The sequence below is a fragment of the Wolbachia endosymbiont of Oedothorax gibbosus genome (assembly GCF_936270435.1).
In the GTDB taxonomy this organism is placed as follows: domain Bacteria; phylum Pseudomonadota; class Alphaproteobacteria; order Rickettsiales; family Anaplasmataceae; genus Wolbachia.
On sequence record NZ_OW370567.1, the window covers coordinates 613594 to 631388 of the forward strand.

Sequence of the window (17795 nt, forward strand, 5' to 3'; positions counted from 1 at the left end):
ATAATAAATATAGCTAAAACTGCAAAACGTGCTACTGGCTAAAATAGGATAAGAAACTATAGCTGCAAATATCCAAATTGATGTTTTTATCAGTCTTCCAGACTTGGTTTTTCTTTTAGTTTTTTAAGTCTTTCTTTATTTAGTATGGAGCTTATCTCTTCTACACTTTTATCAATATCATCATTGATTATTACATAATCATATTTATCACGTTTGCTTATCTCTTTTTGAGCTTCGGCTAATCTGCGCTCTATTTCGCTTGCATCATCACTATTACGCTTTTGCAAACGCAACCTAAGCTCTTCCATTGAAGGGGGAAGTATAAAAACACTTACAACTTTTTTTCTCATGAGCTTGAATAAGTGAAATGCTCCTTGCCAGTCTATGCTTAGTAAAACGCTTATTCCACTGCTCAGGTTTTGCTCTATAAAATCTCTTGGTATACCATAAAAATTCTCAAAAACTTTGGCGTATTCAAGCATCTGACCAGCTTCGCATAACTCGTGAAATTTTTCTTCGGTAACGAAAAAATAGTCTTTTCCATTTATTTCGCCGGAGCGAGGCTTGCGCGTAGTCATAGAAATAGACCTAACTAAATTAGTTGATTGCTCAAGTAATTTTTCTGATATAGTAGTTTTTCCGGCTCCAGAAGGAGAGGATAGAATCAATAATATGCCCTCACTTTTTACGGTCATTTTTCTTTGCATTTTTTAATATGGCGCTTTTTGGATCAGAGTTTAAAAAACTAGAACCTTCTAAATTAGAATTTGATAAATTGGTGCCAATAAGAGAAGAATTATCAAAGACAGTATAGCGCAAATCGGTTTTTTCAAGATTTGCCTTATTCAAATTAACGTTTACAAACTTTGCTCTACTCAATGTTGAATTAGAAAAATCGGCATTTTCTAAATTCATATCCTTAAATTCAAAGTAAGAATAATTTACATTAAATTTTTCACCCTGTGATATTTTCTCTTGCAAATCTCCAATTGAAGTTATAGCATTTTCTAACCCTGCAAGTTTTTTCTGCCCTTGATTGTCAATCAAAATCGAATTATCAAACTTGCAATCTGTTAAATGAGCATCAGCAACTGAACTTTTATATATGCTTGAAGAGTGAAAAGACATATCACTAATTGTTGAATTGCTCAAATTGCTAAGAAAAAAGCTAGTTTTCCTAAAGGCATTAGCGTGAAGCAAAGAAGATCTGAAGTCGCTTTCAACAAAATTTGAATTAGTTACTTTTAAATTGGACCAGCTTGAATTATCAGCTAATAAATTAAAGAATGTTGAATTTTCTATTTCACTGGAATCAATATTATGGTGAGAAAGCGTACTGTTATAAACTTGAGAGTCTTGGATTTTTATCTTATACATTGAAGTTGTAGAAAGGTCTGAATCTTCTATCTTCGCAGAGGTGAATAGTGAATGGTCAAAAAATGAGCCATTCATGTTAGAATTCGCAACTTTAGTATTATGAAACTTTCCGTGACGAATGTCAGCATTAGAGACATTAACTTGATACAGTTCACTAAAACTAAAATCAATATTGGATAAATCAGCATCCTGAAGATTTGCTTCAGAAACATATGCATGTTTTATCTTGGAACCATTTAGTATAGATTGAACAAAACTTGAATTATCGTCATTCACATAGGAAATTTGTGTGTTGCTTAAATTAGTTTCGTCGAAGTTACTGTTGATTATGATAGAAGAATTAAGGCAGGCATCGGAAAGATTGCTACCTGTAAAGTCTGATTCTTTTAACTCTGCACCATATATGTTAGCATTTTTTAATGAAGAAAATTGTATCTTTAATTTATATGCATCCACTCCAAAGAAACTTGCATTATCAAGGTTATTTTTCTGCATAACAGTATCGTTTATTTCACTATCATTAAAATTTACGTAGCTAACATTCGAGTTTGATAAGTTGGAGAGATTCATTTTCACATTCGAGAAATTAGTATGCAAAACAATTACGTTGTGCATACTTACTTTTTTGAGATCGGAACTGATAAAATCAGCATAACTAACATTAGACTGATCAAATACGATATCTGTTAAGTTTGCAGAAACAAATTTTGTAAAACTCAAATTTGTACCTTTTATTTTAATGCCATGTAAATTAGCATTGGAGAAATTAGCACCACGTAAATCAACATCAATGAAAGACACGTAGGATAAATCGGTGTTAGAAAAATCAGCACCAATCAGACTTACTCCATCAAAAACAGATTTACTTAGGTACAGTTGGTTAAAATTAGCTCCATTTAAGTTAGAACCAAAACCTTTCTTAAAATCTTCTGGCACGCCCTCTTTGTGGCACTGCACCAAAAATTCAGCAAAGTCTTTTTTACTGTAAGATACGTATTTTGCATCACGCAGAGCATTTAAAAAATCACTAATCTGATTTTTTTTATCATTTATTTCGTTTCCATAACATAAATGACCAACTAAAATTAATATCAAAAATCTAATCATCTTGCTTATCGCACTGTATTTCTTTCGTTTTCACAGCCCAATCGTACATTGCTGAGCTTTCTTTATTGTCTATTTTTCTATCCTCCAAAAGATGTGGCATCATTTCGGCAATCGCATTTATTATATTGATCTGCTTTTTTTCGATTGCTATATCAATTGGGGATTGAAAATTATTATTAACTACTCTAAGATCAGCGCCTTGTAATAAGAGAAAGCGCACTATGTCTACCTCACCTTGTTTAACTGAATAAATGAGAGGAGTATCACCCAATTTATTTCTAAACCTTAGTATCTCTTGAGTTGTGAATCCAATTTTTTCTAGCTTACTTATTATTCCTCTTAAGCAAGTTAAGTTATTTTTCTTAATACAGTAAAAAAATTGCTTACTGTAATCATCAATAAATACAGTTGTAGGAAGATGCTCATTAAGACTGTCATACTGCCGCTTATATATTGACTTGCTTTGTATATCTTTATGACCCCATTCTTTTATTGGTTCTCTGTTTAGCTTTGTCCATTTTTGTAAATTTTTCTTTTCACTTTGCTCTTCTTCATCTTTTTTAGTTATAGGTTTTACTCTATTGTGGTCCTTAGAATTATTGTTTGTTTCTTTCACTTTTTTTTCTTCAGACTGACTCCCTACTTCCTCTTTTCTTTCTTCTAATAATTGACTCGCATCACTTTTTGAAAGTTCATTATCTTTTATATCAATCTTCTGATCAATTTGTAGATTTTTTTGCGGGTCAGTTGTATTCTCATTTAAATCAGCACTTAAAGGCAAAGGCTCTGGTTTCAAATCTTTATTCACTTCTTTATTGGCCACATTTGGTGAATTTTGGACGAATTTGTCTGTGCTTTCTTCTAGCGGGTCATTTGGCAAACCTTTATCAATCCTTTCACCTTCATTTATAGTTTTTTCAACCACGGAAGCTTTGTTCTTGTTGTGTTCCAGCTTCTCTTTATCGGTTACTCTTTTGCTCTCAGCTTCTTGTGTTTGTTTAGCATCGACGTTGCTTTTGAACTCATCTTTTTGATTTGTGCTATCTTGCTTCCTTACACCTACATTTTCGTTTTCATGAACTGATTCGATTTTCTTTTCTTCAAATTGCTCTACAGCAAATAGGCTGAGTGATCCAAATACAACAACTAATAATACAAAATATAAAATATTCTTCATAAATATCCCAAGCATAAGCTTAATTAAAATGATACTATAATCAAATGATTAATCTACAGTAAAAAATGCCTTAGATAAAAAACCAATAGATTTTTGCATTACTTTTTCTGTACAAATGTAATTTTTAGAAAAATGTGTTTTTTCTGCATGGCCTAATTCTTTATATAACTTTATCCAATTCAGACGTAGATTAACTTTGGAATCCATTTATTTACAATTTTTATTGATAGGTTTATTTATTATGATTGTAATAAGGTCTATACAAGTCCAAGTCTTTATTTTATCTTATATTTTTATTGTAATAACCTCTATGAATCACACAAAATTATAGCTTAAAAGGATCATATACATCAATTTCCTTAGGATTACTCTTTTTCAATTTTTCACTTAACAATCTTAAAATGGGATGTAAATCATCATTAATTGATAAGCACAGGACTTCTTTATTAAGATAATTAGCTAGGTGATTCTTCTTTTCTAGAATTTCTGCTTCTCTCAGCAAGTCGCATTTGTTTAATACTACAATCTCTTCTTTTTCAACAAGATCACCATTGTAAAGTTCCAATTCATTATGGATACAACTATAAGCCGAAACAACGTCATCATGAGTTACATCAATTAAATGAAGTAAAATTTTACACCTTTCTATGTGCTTTAAAAATTTATGCCCGAGCCCAACTCCAAGGTGAGCATCAGTAATTATTCCAGGAATATCTGCTATTACAACTTCGCTATCATCCACTTTTGTCACACCTAAGTGGGGTCTTACGGTGGTAAATGGATAATCGCCTACTTTTGTATCGGAATTTGAGCAGCGAGTCAAAAATTTTGATTTACCTGCATTTGGCATGCCAATAATTCCAACATCTGATAAAACTTTTAGTTTTAATAATACATGTTTTTCTTCGCCAGGCTGACCATAAGTAAAATGTCTTGGTGCCTTATTAGTAGAAGATTTAAAATTAGTATTTCCAAGTCCACCTTTTCCACCCTGTGCTACTTGAAATTCCATATCAGGCTTGTCAAGATCGACTATTACCTCTTCACTTTCTTCATCAATTATTTGTGCACCGACTGGAACTCTAAGTATAACGTCTTTTCCTGCTGTGCCAGATCTATCCCTGCCTGCACCGTTTTTCCCACTATCTGCTTTAATGTGTCTTCTATAACGAAAATGAAGCAAAGTGTTGAGATTAGCGTCGCTGATGAAAACTATGTTTCCACCCTTTCCTCCATTACCACCATTTGGACCACCAAATTCAACGAACTTTTCTCGACGAAAACTTGCACAGCCGTCACCACCGTCACCGGCTTTTAAACACAATTTTACTTCGTCTATAAAACCCATGCTAACCCACGATAATATTTAGCATCCTTTCCTAATGCGCTTTCTATTCTGATTAGCTCGTTATACTTTGCGAGTCTATCAGAACGCGATAGCGATCCGGTTTTTATTTGCCCGCAATTTGATGCAACTGCTATATGAGATATTGTTGTGTCTTCTGTTTCACCTGAGCGGTGAGAAATCACAGCTTTGTAGCCATTTGATTTTGCCATTTCAATTGCAGCAAAAGTTTCTGTTAACGTCCCTATTTGATTTGGCTTGATCAGTACAGCATTTGCCATTTTTTCCTCTATTCCTTTACATATCAGTTCACAATTTGTAACAAACAAATCATCCCCAACCAATTGAATTTTACTCCCCAATTTTGCAGTAAGCAATTTCCAACCTTCATAGTCATCTTCACTCATTGCATCTTCTATAGAAATTATTGGATATTTTTCCACAAGGTTACAATAGTATTCAGCCAATTTCTCCGAAGTAAGTTCTTTGTTTTCAAATTTGTAAATTCCATCTTCATAAAAAGTAGATGAAGCAACATCAAGGCCTAGTGCAAAATCACATTTTGTTGAATAACCGGCAGATTCTATAGCGTATATGATCAAGTCAAGTGCTTCTTCAGTACTTTCAATATTTGGTGCAAAACCGCCTTCATCTCCTACGTTTGTGCTATAACCCTTTTTCTTAAGAATGCTACGTAAGTTGTGGAACACCTCCGCAGATATTCTGATTGCTTCACTGAAAGTCTCAGCACCGACTGGAAGAATCATGAATTCTTGGAAATCGAGCTTATTGTCTGCATGTACTCCACCATTAATTACGTTAATGAGTGGAACCGGCATAACACTCATCTGCTCTCCTCCCAAATATCTATATAGCGGCATTTTGAAACTGTTCGCAGCAGCTTTTGCAACCGCAAGAGACACACCCAAAGTTGCATTTGCTCCAAGTTTAGATTTATTTTTTGTTCCATCTAGTTCAATTAATGCTTTATCAATTGCACTTTGGTTTGTTGCATCCATGCCAATGATTTCATTTGCTATCACTCCATTTACAGCTTGAACAGCTTTCAGCACTCCTTTACCACAATACCTTTTCTCATCTTGGTCTCTGAGTTCCAAGGCTTCTAATTTACCAGTTGAAGCTCCAGAAGGTACAGAGGCCCTACCTATTGCTCCATCACAGAGTTCAATTTCCACCTCAACAGTGGGGTAACCCCTGCTATCTAAAATTTCTCTTGCAAATACGTTGTTGATTATCTTATTCATTGTATTAAACCTTAACTTCCGCAATAAGTGCTGCAGTTTCCTTTGCTAATTTAGCTATATTACTACCAGCACCAATAAATAATACTATATCACCTGGACTTGTTGAATCACTAATAAAATGTGAAATGAGCAAAGCATCATTCATAATTTTTGTGTTATTAAATCCATTACTGATTAAAGCTTTTTGTATATCATTAATCCCACAACCAGGAATGGGCTTGTCTTCTGGGGGATGAATAGGAGTAAAGATTACATAGTCAAACATCATAAAGATCCTTATGAATTCACAAAAAAAATTACGAATGCGAGCAAAACGAAGTGGTTCGATAATTCCTATTACCTTTTCCTTAGTGATCGAACGTGCAGCCGTTAAAGTTGCATATATTTCATTTGGATGATGGGCATAATCCTCAATTAACTTAACACCTTTAATATTGGCAATCAAAGAGAATCTTCTTGCTACTCCTTTGAATTCCAAAAGGCCTTTTTTAATCTCTGCATCGCTAATCCCGAGCTTTACTGCAACTGATATTGCAGCCAAAGCGTTGCTGACTTTATGCATACCTATTGTGTTTGATAGTACTATGTTTTTTATAATTCTAGGCTCTAAGTCCTTGTAATAGGTATCTTCTTTCATTTCGTTGCATTCTTGCTCTTTTTTTATTTTCAACCAGCTATTCTTGTACTGTATTGAATAATTCCTCTTTAATTATACTTGGTATTTCTATATAAATCCAATTCTCTTGATTATTAGAATAAACAATATCCTCTAGGTGAAATAGCTAGAAAAAGTGGAGAGAAAGAAAAGGCATTTTTTTATAATAAAAATGTTTTTTCAAAAGGAGTAGTAAAGAATTAAGCGAAAACCTGTGAAAAAACCTAAACCTTATCACCAGGCTTAACAAATAGGTGGCCCAGTACTATTAACTTTACGGGTCTATCTTCGTTATTTGCTACTATCCAAACCCCATCGCTCTCATGATCAACAATTTCTACTGGTGTAAATATTACATAATTATTGTCATCAACAATCTTTATTCCAAGAGTACCTTCGTCACTTAAGCTCAGGGCTGAAGAAGGAATTTTATATACAAATCTTTCGCCTGAAGGTAGCCTTACGTTGGCAGTTAGTCCCTGCAAAGATATCATTTTATTGTTAGTTACCTTTACCTCTACCCTATAAGACCCAGTTTTAGGTTCAGCAATTTTACTAATAAAACTTACTTCACCTGCCAATTCTTTTCCGTCCAGCAAATTAATTTGAGCTGTGCTGCCTAGCTCTATTTTATTTACTTCATTTTCCGAAACGTATAACACCACAAGAATTTGATCGAAATCAACTACATCAGCTATTTTTTGCCCAGCGTTAACAAAATCCCCTTCGGTTACATTGATTTTATCAATATAACCATCTATAGGAGATTTAACTGCAGTGTTTTCTAAATCCAATTCTAGCCTTTTTAGGTCAGCTTTTGCACTTTGTAACGCAGTAAAAGCTGCCTCTACTTGTATTTGTGCTCTATAGCCTTTTTTATTCAGTGTGTGAGAGGAATCATACTCAATTTCACGCTGCTTTAATAAAGCTTTGGCTTTCTGAACTTGCTCAATCCTGTCAGAATCTTCTATCTTTAACACTACATCATCTCTTTTTATCTTTTCACCATCAGGTAAATAAATAGCAATAATCTGACCACTTATTTTTGATATAAGGCTAACTCTATGTAGGGGATTTACTGTACCAGAAAAATTTAAATATATAGTGCGGTTTTGCGGCACACATTCTTGAGTTTTTACTGAAAAGCTACTAGTACTATGAACCGCCTGATCTTTTTTTAAAAATGCACTGCTGATAAAAAACAGTAGAATAAAAGCAATACTGGAAATGATGATTACTTTGTTTCTCATCTTTAAACAATAGAATTTATTGACCAATCTTGTTAGAAACAACTGCATAAATTAAATTTTCGAATTAGAAATGTAAGTTATAATATATGCACCATTGTTACTCCATAAATGGTTTTATATGAGAAGAGATACAGAAAAATTAACTATTGATAGTTATTTTACATTAAATTCTGTTTTCTGCAATAAGTAATTGCTCTTAGTTTTAGTAAATTTTCTGATCTGTCTATGTAGCCCCTTGATAGGATTAGTAGAACTTCTTCAGAATACTTGAAATAACTGTACAAATTTTTCCAATTATTCTGCCATAACCAAAGGATCCCCATTTTTCTTCCAACTCAAGTAAATAGTTTTCAGCGATTTCTCTACTTGAAGCTTGATATACTTTTTTCAAATCACTCATTTCACATCTTTGCTAGATTTTTTGTACATTCCAGTATCATTTCAAGAATTCTTTCCTGGAAAAGCAAGGTCACTAAGGTACAGTTCCCATTTTAGTCCTTTAGTTGATATTTGGGTTTAGCTTGAAAAACAAATCAGAGATAAATCGTGAAAAAATGCTATTCACTTAACAAATTTACTGATATAGGTATGCCTATTTTTGAATTTGCCTTGTAAACTCATCCCTTCTTATTGATAGTTACGCAACAAAGCCATCCTTCATCATCTTTTTCAAACTGAAAGCATCGCGATCCTTTTTTGTTTCCGGTAACAGAAAAAGCAGTAAAACTCAAGAGATCAAACAAATTACCGCAACACTTGCATAATTGCCATGCCATCCTACAGCACCATTGATAAAATTTCCTAAAACAGGTGCAATTGCCATAACAACTGTTAGAATAGAATTGAAAGGGTAATAACATTTGAAATCTTCAATTAATGAATAAAAATATCACATTTAAAGCGTTGAAAGAAGAACATTTTTCACTGTTATTAAAATGGCTAGAAACACCCCATGTAAAGAAGTGGTGGGATGCGGATATAAATTGGACACCAGAGTTAATTGAGAAAAAATATAGCAACTACGTTAAAGGATTCAAACGTTTGAAACTTAAGACACAAATTATTGAAAAACCAATGCATGCATTCATTATTAATTGTGACGGGGTTGATATTGGTTATATTCAATACTATAACAAACATGATTTTCCACCTGAGCAGGGCTACGATACTTCTGAGCTTCCAGAAAGCTGTGCTGCTATAGACTGGTATATCGGAGAGCTGGATTATGTGGGCAAAGGCATTGGTCCACAAGCTTTGAATATATTTTTAAACGAATTTGTCTTTAAAGTTTCTGAAAATGCTTTTGTTGACCCAGATACAGCAAATGTTCGTGCAATCCGTGTTTACGAAAAAGTTGGATTTAAAAAAATTAGGGAAAGCAATGATACAATTTTAATGATTAAGGCAAGAATTCCTGAGAACCATGCAAGATGAGTGTTTTTTCAACAGTCCGTCTAAATTACTACAAGCAGTTTAATTTTTAGTAAATATGTCATTATTAAAAAATATGCAAGAAGCTTTATAGAAACTTAACATAATTTTATCATAAAAATGTCATTCTTAAGTCCTATGTAAAAACAAATTTTGGCACTAATTTAATTAACTATGAGCTGGATAAATTGGAAAATAAATTTTGTTTACTTTTACAATATCCTAAGATCTAATATCACTTTATCAATCAAAAACATCACAATAGGCTAGTATGTTCTTTACTCTTTTCCTAAAAATATTACCTATCTATATTACGATATTTATTGGTTATTTAGCAGGAAAATGTCTTAAAATTGATAGAAACACTATATCTCAAATACTCTTTTATATAGCTAATCCAATAGTGATTTTATATGGAGTCTCTCATACAGAAGTTAATTTAAAAGTAATTTCTCTGCCGATTTTGATATGGTTTATAGGTAGCACTATGTCCTTATCAGTGTATTATCTTTCTTCTTTTTTATTTAAGGATAACACGAGAAACATATTAGCATTTAGCTCGGGCAGCACAAGTATGGGTTATTTTGGCCTGCCGATTGCCATGGCTTTATTTGATGAAGATTCAGTATCTGTATATGTTGTTTGTTATATAGGAATGACGTTGTTTGAAAATAGCTTAGGATTTTACATAGCTGCAAATGGTATTTATACCGCAAAAGAATGCATATTAAAGTTCTTCAAACTTCCTTCGCTTTATGCGATGGTTCTGGGCTTCTTTTTAAGTATATACGATATACAAATACCCACTTTTTTAACAGATGTTATGATGAATATTAGAAGTACGTTTGTCACATTAGGAATGGTGCTACTTGGAGTGAGCATTGCGAATATTGCAAGCTTTAAAATAGATTGGAAGCTTGCTTTGATCACTATTACAGCAAAGTACGTATTCTGGCCACTGTTTGTTTTAGGAATTGTCCTTTTAGACAAGCATGTTATAGGTGTATACGATGAGAGCATATATAAAGCACTGATGTTGCTGGCTATTATTCCAGTTTCTGGGTCCAGTATAATACTTGCTAATATTTTGAATTATCAACCAGATAAAGCTACTCTGTTACTTCTAATCAGTACTGCAGTGGGACTATTTTATGTTCCACTAATAATATCATTATTTTTTACTAAACTTGTTCCTTTTTGATCAAAAATTCAAGCGCTTGCACAACCATTATTTGGGTAACAACACAAGACATTGATAAAACTTGAATTTATAGCTAAAGCAACTTAGATTGTAACCAGACTGCATTCTGTGAAAAACACGATCTTTCATTTGAGCTTTCTTCAATTTAAAATAAATACAGAAACTAGCTATCTTCAAAAATATGATTGAATAGTTGTGTGTATAATTATTAATCTTTTCTAAGCATTTTTACTATGGCTATTTCGAAATTTCTAGATCCTAAATATGATTGTGTGCTGCAGCAACAAACAGGGTAATGTTTGTGAGAAGCTTTATTGAAACCCCAGTTATGGATTAACCAACGAAGTAAAGCTGAGAAATACAGGGCTTTTTCGATTGCATTGAATAAGAAATGAGGGTAGAAAAAATATGTACCAAGAAATTTACTGTGGATCTATGCCGAGTGTGCTCAAGTTCAAATTTGTTTTTTAGGCAGCCAAAAACCGTTTCAACAATCGATCTTTTCCCTAGTAAAATCTTCTCTTTCAGCGAAATCAGTGCATTTTTCATACCTTTTTTCACTTTAGTGACGAGTTTTAGACCTCTATCGAATAGTTTCTCAAAGAGCTCTTTCTTTATATAGCCCTTATCTCCAAACAAAAGTCCAGTTAGTTTTTTGGTTAGAGTTGGTACAGGTTTTCTGTCATCGACGTTACCTCTGGTTAGCGTAACACCTTGAATTTCACCTATTTCATTGATTACTACATGTAATTTAAAACCAAAAAACCAGCCGTAAGTATTCTTTCCTAACTCTGCTAATCCTTTGAAAACCTTATTTCTTGAGATTCTTTTTCGATGGCATACTGCTATTGAAGTAGAATCTATGTAGGAAATCCCGGTCATTTTTGCTTGTTCACAAAACCATTGCAAAAGTAATGCTAAATACCACAAAACTCGCGGCTTTAAGGCAATAAATCTGTGATATGAAGGCAGCTTTGAAAACTCTGATCTATAGAATAACTGAAGATAACAAAGATAAAAAGCCTTGAAGTTTTTACATGGTGATTTATGGTATAATAGGATTATGGTTAGAATTTCTGAGTGCGCTATTTCTGGTACTCTGGTTGGTTTTTTGCCGTTTGATAAGAACCTATTTGCAAAATTATCATCTACCGCACGACAAAAATCCTCGACGCAACAGTACAGTTCTGTAATATCTTTCTTCATGGGTAACCTCTTATTATTACTAAAATACTCGAGTTTACCCTGTTTCCCTCTTCTTAGTTATACTTTTATCTATTTTCTAATCCATAACTGAGGTTATTGAAGATGAAGGAAGGTCCTTCGAAATCGGTTTTCAGGAGCAGGTTTCAAACCACCTTAAGTGGCTCTATTTAAGAGATAGGGTCATAAGCGTTAAGGAAAAATCAGCGTAAGAGCTGGAAGGTGTGGATCAGAAAGGCGAACGTAAGTGAACCACTGATGAACGTGTCGAAAAGGGAAGTGAACATCGAAAGGAGGAGTGAGTTGTTCTCCCTACAATAGCAGATCGAGCAAAACAAACACTTGTAAAAATGGCTTTAGAACCTGAATGGGAGGCAAAATTTGAGCCTAACACTTATGGTTTTAGACCTGGTAGATCTTGTCACGATTCTATAAACCCCAGTTATGGATTAACCAACGAAGTAAAGCTGAGAAATACAGGGCTTTTTCGATTGCATTGAATAAGAAATGAGGGTAGAAAAAATATGTACCAAGAAATTTACTGTGGATCTATGCCGAGTGTGCTCAAGTTCAAATTTGTTTTTTAGGCAGCCAAAAACCGGGGAATGTTCAAAAAAGTGTGTCAAACCGCATTTTTAATTCAACTCAATTTTCAATCTACCAGGAAAGAAAATATCAAGTTGAGATATAGTTAAAGCCCAATTAGGTATAGCCATAATCCAATTTTGCTCTGCCTTTTTTATAGCACAATATACCTGTTTGTACAAGGCATTTGTACTAGTAAATGAGCCCTTAGTTTTAGTGAATTTTCTAATCTGTCTATGCAACCCCTCAATAGGATTGGTGGTATAAATCAGCTTTCTAACTGGCCCAGAATACTTAAAATAACCAGATAAATTTTCCCAATTATTTTGCCACGATTTTATAACCAAAGGATATTTTTCACCCCATTTTTCTTCCAGCTCAAGCAAATAATTCTCAGCGATTTCTTTACTTGAAGCACGATATATTTTCTTCAAATCGTTCATGAAAACTTTCACATCTTTGCTGGATACATATTTCAATGAATTCCTTATCTGATGCACTATACATAGCTGTACTTCTGCTTTAGGAAACACACTATTTATTGCTGCAGGAAAACTTTTTAGACCATCGACGCAGGCAATCAGAATATCCTCTACTCCTCTCTCTTTTAGGTCATTTAATACCCCTAACCAGAAGTTGGCTCCCTCACTTTCGGCTAAATAAAAGCCTAGTACCTCTTTTCTGCCATTTTGATCTACGCCTAATATATTATACATGCATTTACTTACGCAATGCCCGTCCTCCTTAACTTTGAAAAACATGCCATCCATGAACACTATTGGGTACACAGACTGCAATGGGCGACTACGCCATTCGTTGATTACCGGTAGCAATTTGTCGGTAATACTTGATATCTCTGCCGCCGATATTTTGTGATCATAAATTTCCTCAACGTGTGACGCTATATCTCTATAACTCATACCACTGGCAAATGTGCTCAAGATCTTCGTTTCAAGCTCTGGATGTAAGTTTGTTTGCCTTTTTTTGACTATTTGCGGCTCAAAACTTCCTTCTCTATCCCTTGGCGTCAAAAGTTCAAATGAACCGGCACTTGTCCTTAAAGTCTTTCCATTTCTCCCATTTCTTCGATTATTTTCTTCGCTTTCAGCCAACAAGTGATTTTCTATTTCACCTTCCAAACTTGCCTCCAGCAGCTTTTTTATCAATGGTGTTAATACTCCGTCCCTTCCCGTCAGCGGCCTTCCTTCTCGTATAGACGACAGGATATTTGTTTCTAATTCTTTATAATCTACCAATCCAGTAGTTTTATTTGCTATTCTTTGATTCATATGTGAAACCTCCATTTTTTTTATATCAATTTATTACTTTTTTTTCGGTTTGACACACTTTTTTGAACATTCCCAAAAACCGTTTCAACAATCGATCTTTTCCCTAGTAAAATCTTCTCTTTCAGCGAAATCAGTGCATTTTTCATACCTTTTTTCACTTTAGTGACGAGTTTTAGACCTCTATCGAATAGTTTCTCAAAGAGCTCTTTCTTTATATAGCCCTTATCTCCAAACAAAAGTCCAGTTAGTTTTTTGGTTAGAGTTGGTACAGGTTTTCTGTCATCGACGTTACCTCTGGTTAGCGTAACACCTTGAATTTCACCTATTTCATTGATTACTACATGTAATTTAAAACCAAAAAACCAGCCGTAAGTATTCTTTCCTAACTCTGCTAATCCTTTGAAAACCTTATTTCTTGAGATTCTTTTTCGATGGCATACTGCTATTGAAGTAGAATCTATGTAGGAAATCCCGGTCATTTTTGCTTGTTCACAAAACCATTGCAAAAGTAATGCTAAATACCACAAAACTCGCGGCTTTAAGGCAATAAATCTGTGATATGAAGGCAGCTTTGAAAACTCTGATCTATAGAATAACTGAAGATAACAAAGATAAAAAGCCTTGAAGTTTTTACATGGTGATTTATGGTATAATAGGATTATGGTTAGAATTTCTGAGTGCGCTATTTCTGGTACTCTGGTTGGTTTTTTGCCGTTTGATAAGAACCTATTTGCAAAATTATCATCTACCGCACGACAAAAATCCTCGACGCAACAGTACAGTTCTGTAATATCTTTCTTCATGGGTAACCTCTTATTATTACTAAAATACTCGAGTTTACCCTGTTTCCCTCTTCTTAGTTATACTTTTATCTATTTTCTAATCCATAACTGAGGTCTATAAGAGCTATATTTGATGCACTAAAAAGAAAAATGGCATTTGTCTTGGATGCAGATATATCTGGATGCTTTGATTATACATATTGATACTCCTATAAAAAATTTAGATTGTTGAACTTACCATCTTTAAAGTCCATAAACATTTTAACAGTTTCTGGTTTATCCTCAAATAGATATTTACCCTTTCCAATACTATCATCTTTCCGTATTTTAATTTGACCATTGTTTATTCTATCGTAAAGCCAGTGGCTGGGAACTTTAAGGATTTTTGCGATTTGTGGAACAGTAAAGTAACCAGGCACTTTAGTTGGATGTGATTGCCACTTTTTCAGAAAGATGTTATTCTTTAATCTAATTGTTTTTACTGTGCTTTCTAATACAACATTTTTCATGGGAGAGCGATGCCCATGTTCTTCTAAGTATTTAGCAATTTCCATATCTGTCTTGCCTTCTTTACTGAGCTTTATTATAGATTGCTCCATTTCTGTTGCTGCAGTTAATTCACGAAAAGATCTTACTGGAATAGGCACATTAGAAGTAGTAGTTTCTCCACCATGCCATACAATGCGTATTTGTAAGCAGTCGCGTTTAATTCTGTGTGCTACTACTTTATCAATTAGGCAACGGAGAAAGGACTTTCGTTGTTGACGTGACAGAACTGGCTTATGCCAAATCTCAGGTAATCTTTTGCCTACATCTAAAAATACTGTTTTCAATTCCTCAGATAATTGAGGCGTTGGTTTACGTGGATGCTGACGTTCGAACATAATTTCTGCTTGCTGGAGTTCTTTCAATGCTTGTTCCCAGCGTCTTTCAAGTTCTGCAGCTACAAGACGATTGTCAGGGTCTACTTGATTAAATTGTCTTTCTGCCAATCTAACTTGATACCTTAGAACCTGTTCATAATCTTTTAAGGAGTAAAGAAGTGAAAGCAAGAACGACCATTTGTAAGCTAGTGTTGAGTTTCCGCTCGCAATTTTTCCACAAACGCCTACATTTTTCCAACCAAGCAAAAGAGCGCTCAACAACCCATCTCTTTGGCAGTACAACAAAGGTGTGTAATTCACTTCGCTTTATTACTTCGACCGTCGAACCAATAGTTGCTTTTATTTGTGTTGCAAAATTTTCTCCAGTGTAGCCTGCATCAACAAGTATATTTTTAACTTCAGAGAGTTTTTCTTTAGCATTTTCGACCATTTTCATGGCACTGCTGCGGTCGGTTGCTTCTGCCGTTGTTACATAAATCGCGTGTGGTAAACCTTGTGTATCTACTGCAATATGGCGCTTTATTCCTGAAATTTTTTTACCTGCATCGTAGCCCTTATTTTCAGCAGTATCTGCATTTTTTACGCTCTGAGCATCAATTATACAAAAACTAGTTCTTTCTTTCCGACCATTGCTGATACGTGTCTCTCCAACTAATTTTTTTTAATACACGCTCCAAAGTACTTTCTGTATCTTCGCTTGGTTTTTCACTCCATTTTTTAAAATATTCGTAACAACTTCGCCATTTTGGAAAATCTTTTGGCAGCATTCTCCACTGACAGGCACTTTTTAGGACGTACAGCACTGCACAAAATACATCATACAAATCAAGTTTTCTTGGTTTTGTTTTCTTCCTACTACTCTCCAGAATTGATCTGATTTTTTCAAATTGTTCTCGACTTATGTCACTTGGGTATAAATTTCTCATATATCCTTATTCATATACATCATCTCATAGTTTATCACTTTTTTGAGATTATGAACAGGTTCTTAGACGCTCTAGTTGTTGTAAATGTGCTTTATTAATTGCTTGTTCAGATTGCAATTGTGAGTTAATCGCCTGAGTATAAGCATCAAGCTCAATTTGACCAAGTGCTGCAAAAAATTTGGGAACTACTTCATTATCAATAATATCAGCTGGTAAAAGTTGACATATAGGCACAAGGTACTGCTGGCGTAAATAGTTGCATAAATAACGGTTTCCTTCTTTATACTGTACCAACATTTTGTGTCCACATTCTCCACAATAGATTATTCCATGCAATAATGCTGCACCTGGTCTAGCTATACCACGTGTTTTATTGCGATCATATTCTGCATGATTATCTTTTAGCATCATTTGAATCTTTATAAAAGTTTCCCAATCTATATAAGCTGAATATTTATCTTTGATTAAAACTTTCCATTCCTCCATTGGTAATTTTTTTGTTATTTTGTCAACAGAAGATGGCTCATGGCGTGTAGTACGGGAACGTCCATAAACAAATGCTCCAGCATAAGCTGGGTTTTTGAGTATTGAAGTAATTGCTGCCACAGTTGGCTTTTTCCACTGCAGTTCTTTAAATTTGTCATATCTAGGAATGGTAAGTTGATGATCATTAAAATGTCTTAAAACCTTTGATGCTGTTCGTTTTTCCAAAAAAGTTTCAAAAATAAGATTAATACGAGACTGAACTTCAAGGTTAGGATCCTTATTCACAGAACCATCAATATTACGAACAAGGCCAGCTGGAAGATATAATGCTAAATCGCCTCTAGTTGCTTTATTTAGCAGTCCAGCATTTAGTCTAGCTTTTATAGTAGATAACTCCATTTCAGCAAGTTGTCCTTTCAGACCAAGTAGCAGCCGACCATCCAGGGTCATAAATACCATCTCTATCGGCTATCAAACACTGTTTATAGCCACATATGTCCAGCAATGGGGGAACAGTTACGTGATAATCGAGTCACGTCGTAGGAGAAAATAATCCCTACTTTTGATAAAGTGACTTTAGTGACAATTTCTTTAAATCCTTCACGCTTTTCAGCACTAGCACCAGTTAAACCTAGATCACTATCAATGACTACAATATTATCAGCTTTCCACCCAAGGTCAATTGCTCTTTGTTTCAGTGCATACTGTAACTCCAAGCTTTCTTGATTGCTCAGTGCTTGATGAGGTGTTGATTGTCTGATGTAAATTATTGCTTCGCGTGCTAGGTGTTGTGCTGTGATTAGTTCTGATGTACTCATAGATAACCTCTTTG

15 protein-coding genes and 6 pseudogenes are annotated in these 17795 nt (G+C 34.2%); 2 read left to right on the forward strand and 19 right to left on the reverse strand.

The features are described 5' to 3' along the window. Positions 1 to 89 precede the first annotated feature (89 nt). From gmk to NBW39_RS08940, 11 genes and pseudogenes are all read right to left on the reverse strand, one after another. Positions 90 to 695 carry a guanylate kinase gene (gene gmk, locus NBW39_RS03070; RefSeq protein ID WP_250295578.1) on the reverse strand — a complete coding sequence of 202 codons (606 nt, stop codon included), beginning with the start codon at positions 693 to 695 and terminating at the stop codon, positions 90 to 92. Next, positions 679 to 2484, reverse strand: coding sequence for a pentapeptide repeat-containing protein (locus tag NBW39_RS03075; RefSeq protein ID WP_250295579.1), 1806 nt, complete (start codon positions 2482 to 2484; stop codon positions 679 to 681). Before NBW39_RS03075 ends, gmk begins: the two co-directional genes overlap by 17 nt. Next, positions 2477 to 3661, reverse strand: a complete 1185-nt coding sequence (locus tag NBW39_RS03080) for an ankyrin repeat domain-containing protein (RefSeq protein ID WP_250295580.1) — start codon at positions 3659 to 3661, stop codon at positions 2477 to 2479. Before NBW39_RS03080 ends, NBW39_RS03075 begins: the two co-directional genes overlap by 8 nt. Positions 3662 to 3709: 48 nt before the next feature. Beyond that, positions 3710 to 3868 carry a hypothetical protein gene (locus NBW39_RS03085; RefSeq protein WP_250295581.1) on the reverse strand — a complete coding sequence of 53 codons (159 nt, stop codon included), beginning with the start codon at positions 3866 to 3868 and terminating at the stop codon, positions 3710 to 3712. A 118-nt stretch (positions 3869 to 3986) separates the two neighbouring features. Then, the gene (gene cgtA / locus NBW39_RS03090) at positions 3987 to 5009 is read right to left on the reverse strand and encodes an Obg family GTPase CgtA (RefSeq protein ID WP_250295582.1); all 1023 of its coding nucleotides are present in this window, start codon (positions 5007 to 5009) and stop codon (positions 3987 to 3989) included. Next, a complete protein-coding gene (eno, locus tag NBW39_RS03095; RefSeq protein WP_250295583.1) occupies positions 4997 to 6271 on the reverse strand; it encodes a phosphopyruvate hydratase in 1275 nt (424 codons plus the stop codon). The genes cgtA and eno overlap by 13 nt, the downstream gene beginning before the upstream one ends. Positions 6272 to 6275: 4 nt before the next feature. Continuing rightward, positions 6276 to 6866: pseudogene (locus tag NBW39_RS03100) on the reverse strand (glutamate ligase domain-containing protein); the annotation flags it as partial. Between the two features lie 284 nt (positions 6867 to 7150). Continuing rightward, positions 7151 to 8224 (reverse strand): efflux RND transporter periplasmic adaptor subunit, encoded by a 1074-nt coding sequence (locus NBW39_RS03105; protein WP_250295584.1) that lies wholly within the window; start codon positions 8222 to 8224, stop codon positions 7151 to 7153. A gap of 138 nt (positions 8225 to 8362) precedes the next feature. Continuing rightward, a pseudogene (locus NBW39_RS03110) lies at positions 8363 to 8576 on the reverse strand (IS256 family transposase); the annotation flags it as partial. 44 nt (positions 8577 to 8620) lie between these two features. After that, positions 8621 to 8689 (reverse strand): annotated as a pseudogene (locus NBW39_RS08935) (thiamine diphosphokinase); the annotation flags it as partial. 139 nt (positions 8690 to 8828) lie between these two features. Continuing rightward, positions 8829 to 9020: pseudogene (locus NBW39_RS08940) on the reverse strand (multidrug effflux MFS transporter); the annotation flags it as partial. A gap of 32 nt (positions 9021 to 9052) precedes the next feature. Between NBW39_RS08940 and NBW39_RS03115 the strand changes: the two are divergent. After that, a complete protein-coding gene (locus tag NBW39_RS03115) occupies positions 9053 to 9610 on the forward strand; it encodes a GNAT family N-acetyltransferase (RefSeq protein ID WP_250295585.1) in 558 nt (185 codons plus the stop codon). 268 nt (positions 9611 to 9878) lie between these two features. Continuing rightward, complete coding sequence (locus NBW39_RS03120) at positions 9879 to 10808, forward strand: AEC family transporter (RefSeq protein WP_250295586.1); 930 nt, start codon at positions 9879 to 9881, stop codon at positions 10806 to 10808. A 333-nt stretch (positions 10809 to 11141) separates the two neighbouring features. On the opposite strand, the gene NBW39_RS03125 is transcribed toward NBW39_RS03120, so the two are convergent. The 8 genes and pseudogenes from NBW39_RS03125 to NBW39_RS03160 all read right to left on the reverse strand — a co-directional run bounded on the left by NBW39_RS03125 (position 11142) and on the right by NBW39_RS03160 (position 17781). Continuing rightward, positions 11142 to 12014, reverse strand: coding sequence for an IS982 family transposase (locus NBW39_RS03125; protein ID WP_250294632.1), 873 nt, complete (start codon positions 12012 to 12014; stop codon positions 11142 to 11144). 446 nt (positions 12015 to 12460) lie between these two features. Then, positions 12461 to 12610 (reverse strand): annotated as a pseudogene (locus NBW39_RS03130) (IS982 family transposase); the annotation flags it as partial. Between the two features lie 36 nt (positions 12611 to 12646). Then, positions 12647 to 13885: an IS256 family transposase gene (locus NBW39_RS03135; protein ID WP_250295731.1), complete on the reverse strand. Its 1239-nt coding sequence runs from the start codon at positions 13883 to 13885 to the stop codon at positions 12647 to 12649. 56 nt (positions 13886 to 13941) lie between these two features. Next, positions 13942 to 14688: pseudogene (locus NBW39_RS03140) on the reverse strand (IS982 family transposase); the annotation flags it as partial. A gap of 188 nt (positions 14689 to 14876) precedes the next feature. Then, positions 14877 to 15659, reverse strand: a complete 783-nt coding sequence (locus NBW39_RS03145; RefSeq protein ID WP_250295587.1) for a hypothetical protein — start codon at positions 15657 to 15659, stop codon at positions 14877 to 14879. Between the two features lie 25 nt (positions 15660 to 15684). Then, a protein-coding gene (locus NBW39_RS03150; RefSeq protein ID WP_250294670.1) for an IS5 family transposase occupies positions 15685 to 16477 on the reverse strand; the annotation gives its coding sequence in 2 pieces (ribosomal slippage) (positions 15685 to 16212 and positions 16214 to 16477; 792 coding nt in all). 48 nt (positions 16478 to 16525) lie between these two features. Beyond that, entirely contained in the window at positions 16526 to 17413 is an 888-nt protein-coding gene (locus NBW39_RS03155) for a recombinase family protein (RefSeq protein ID WP_250295588.1), read from the reverse strand. A gap of 32 nt (positions 17414 to 17445) precedes the next feature. Beyond that, complete coding sequence (locus tag NBW39_RS03160; protein ID WP_250295589.1) at positions 17446 to 17781, reverse strand: recombinase family protein; 336 nt, start codon at positions 17779 to 17781, stop codon at positions 17446 to 17448. Positions 17782 to 17795: the final 14 nt, after the last annotated feature.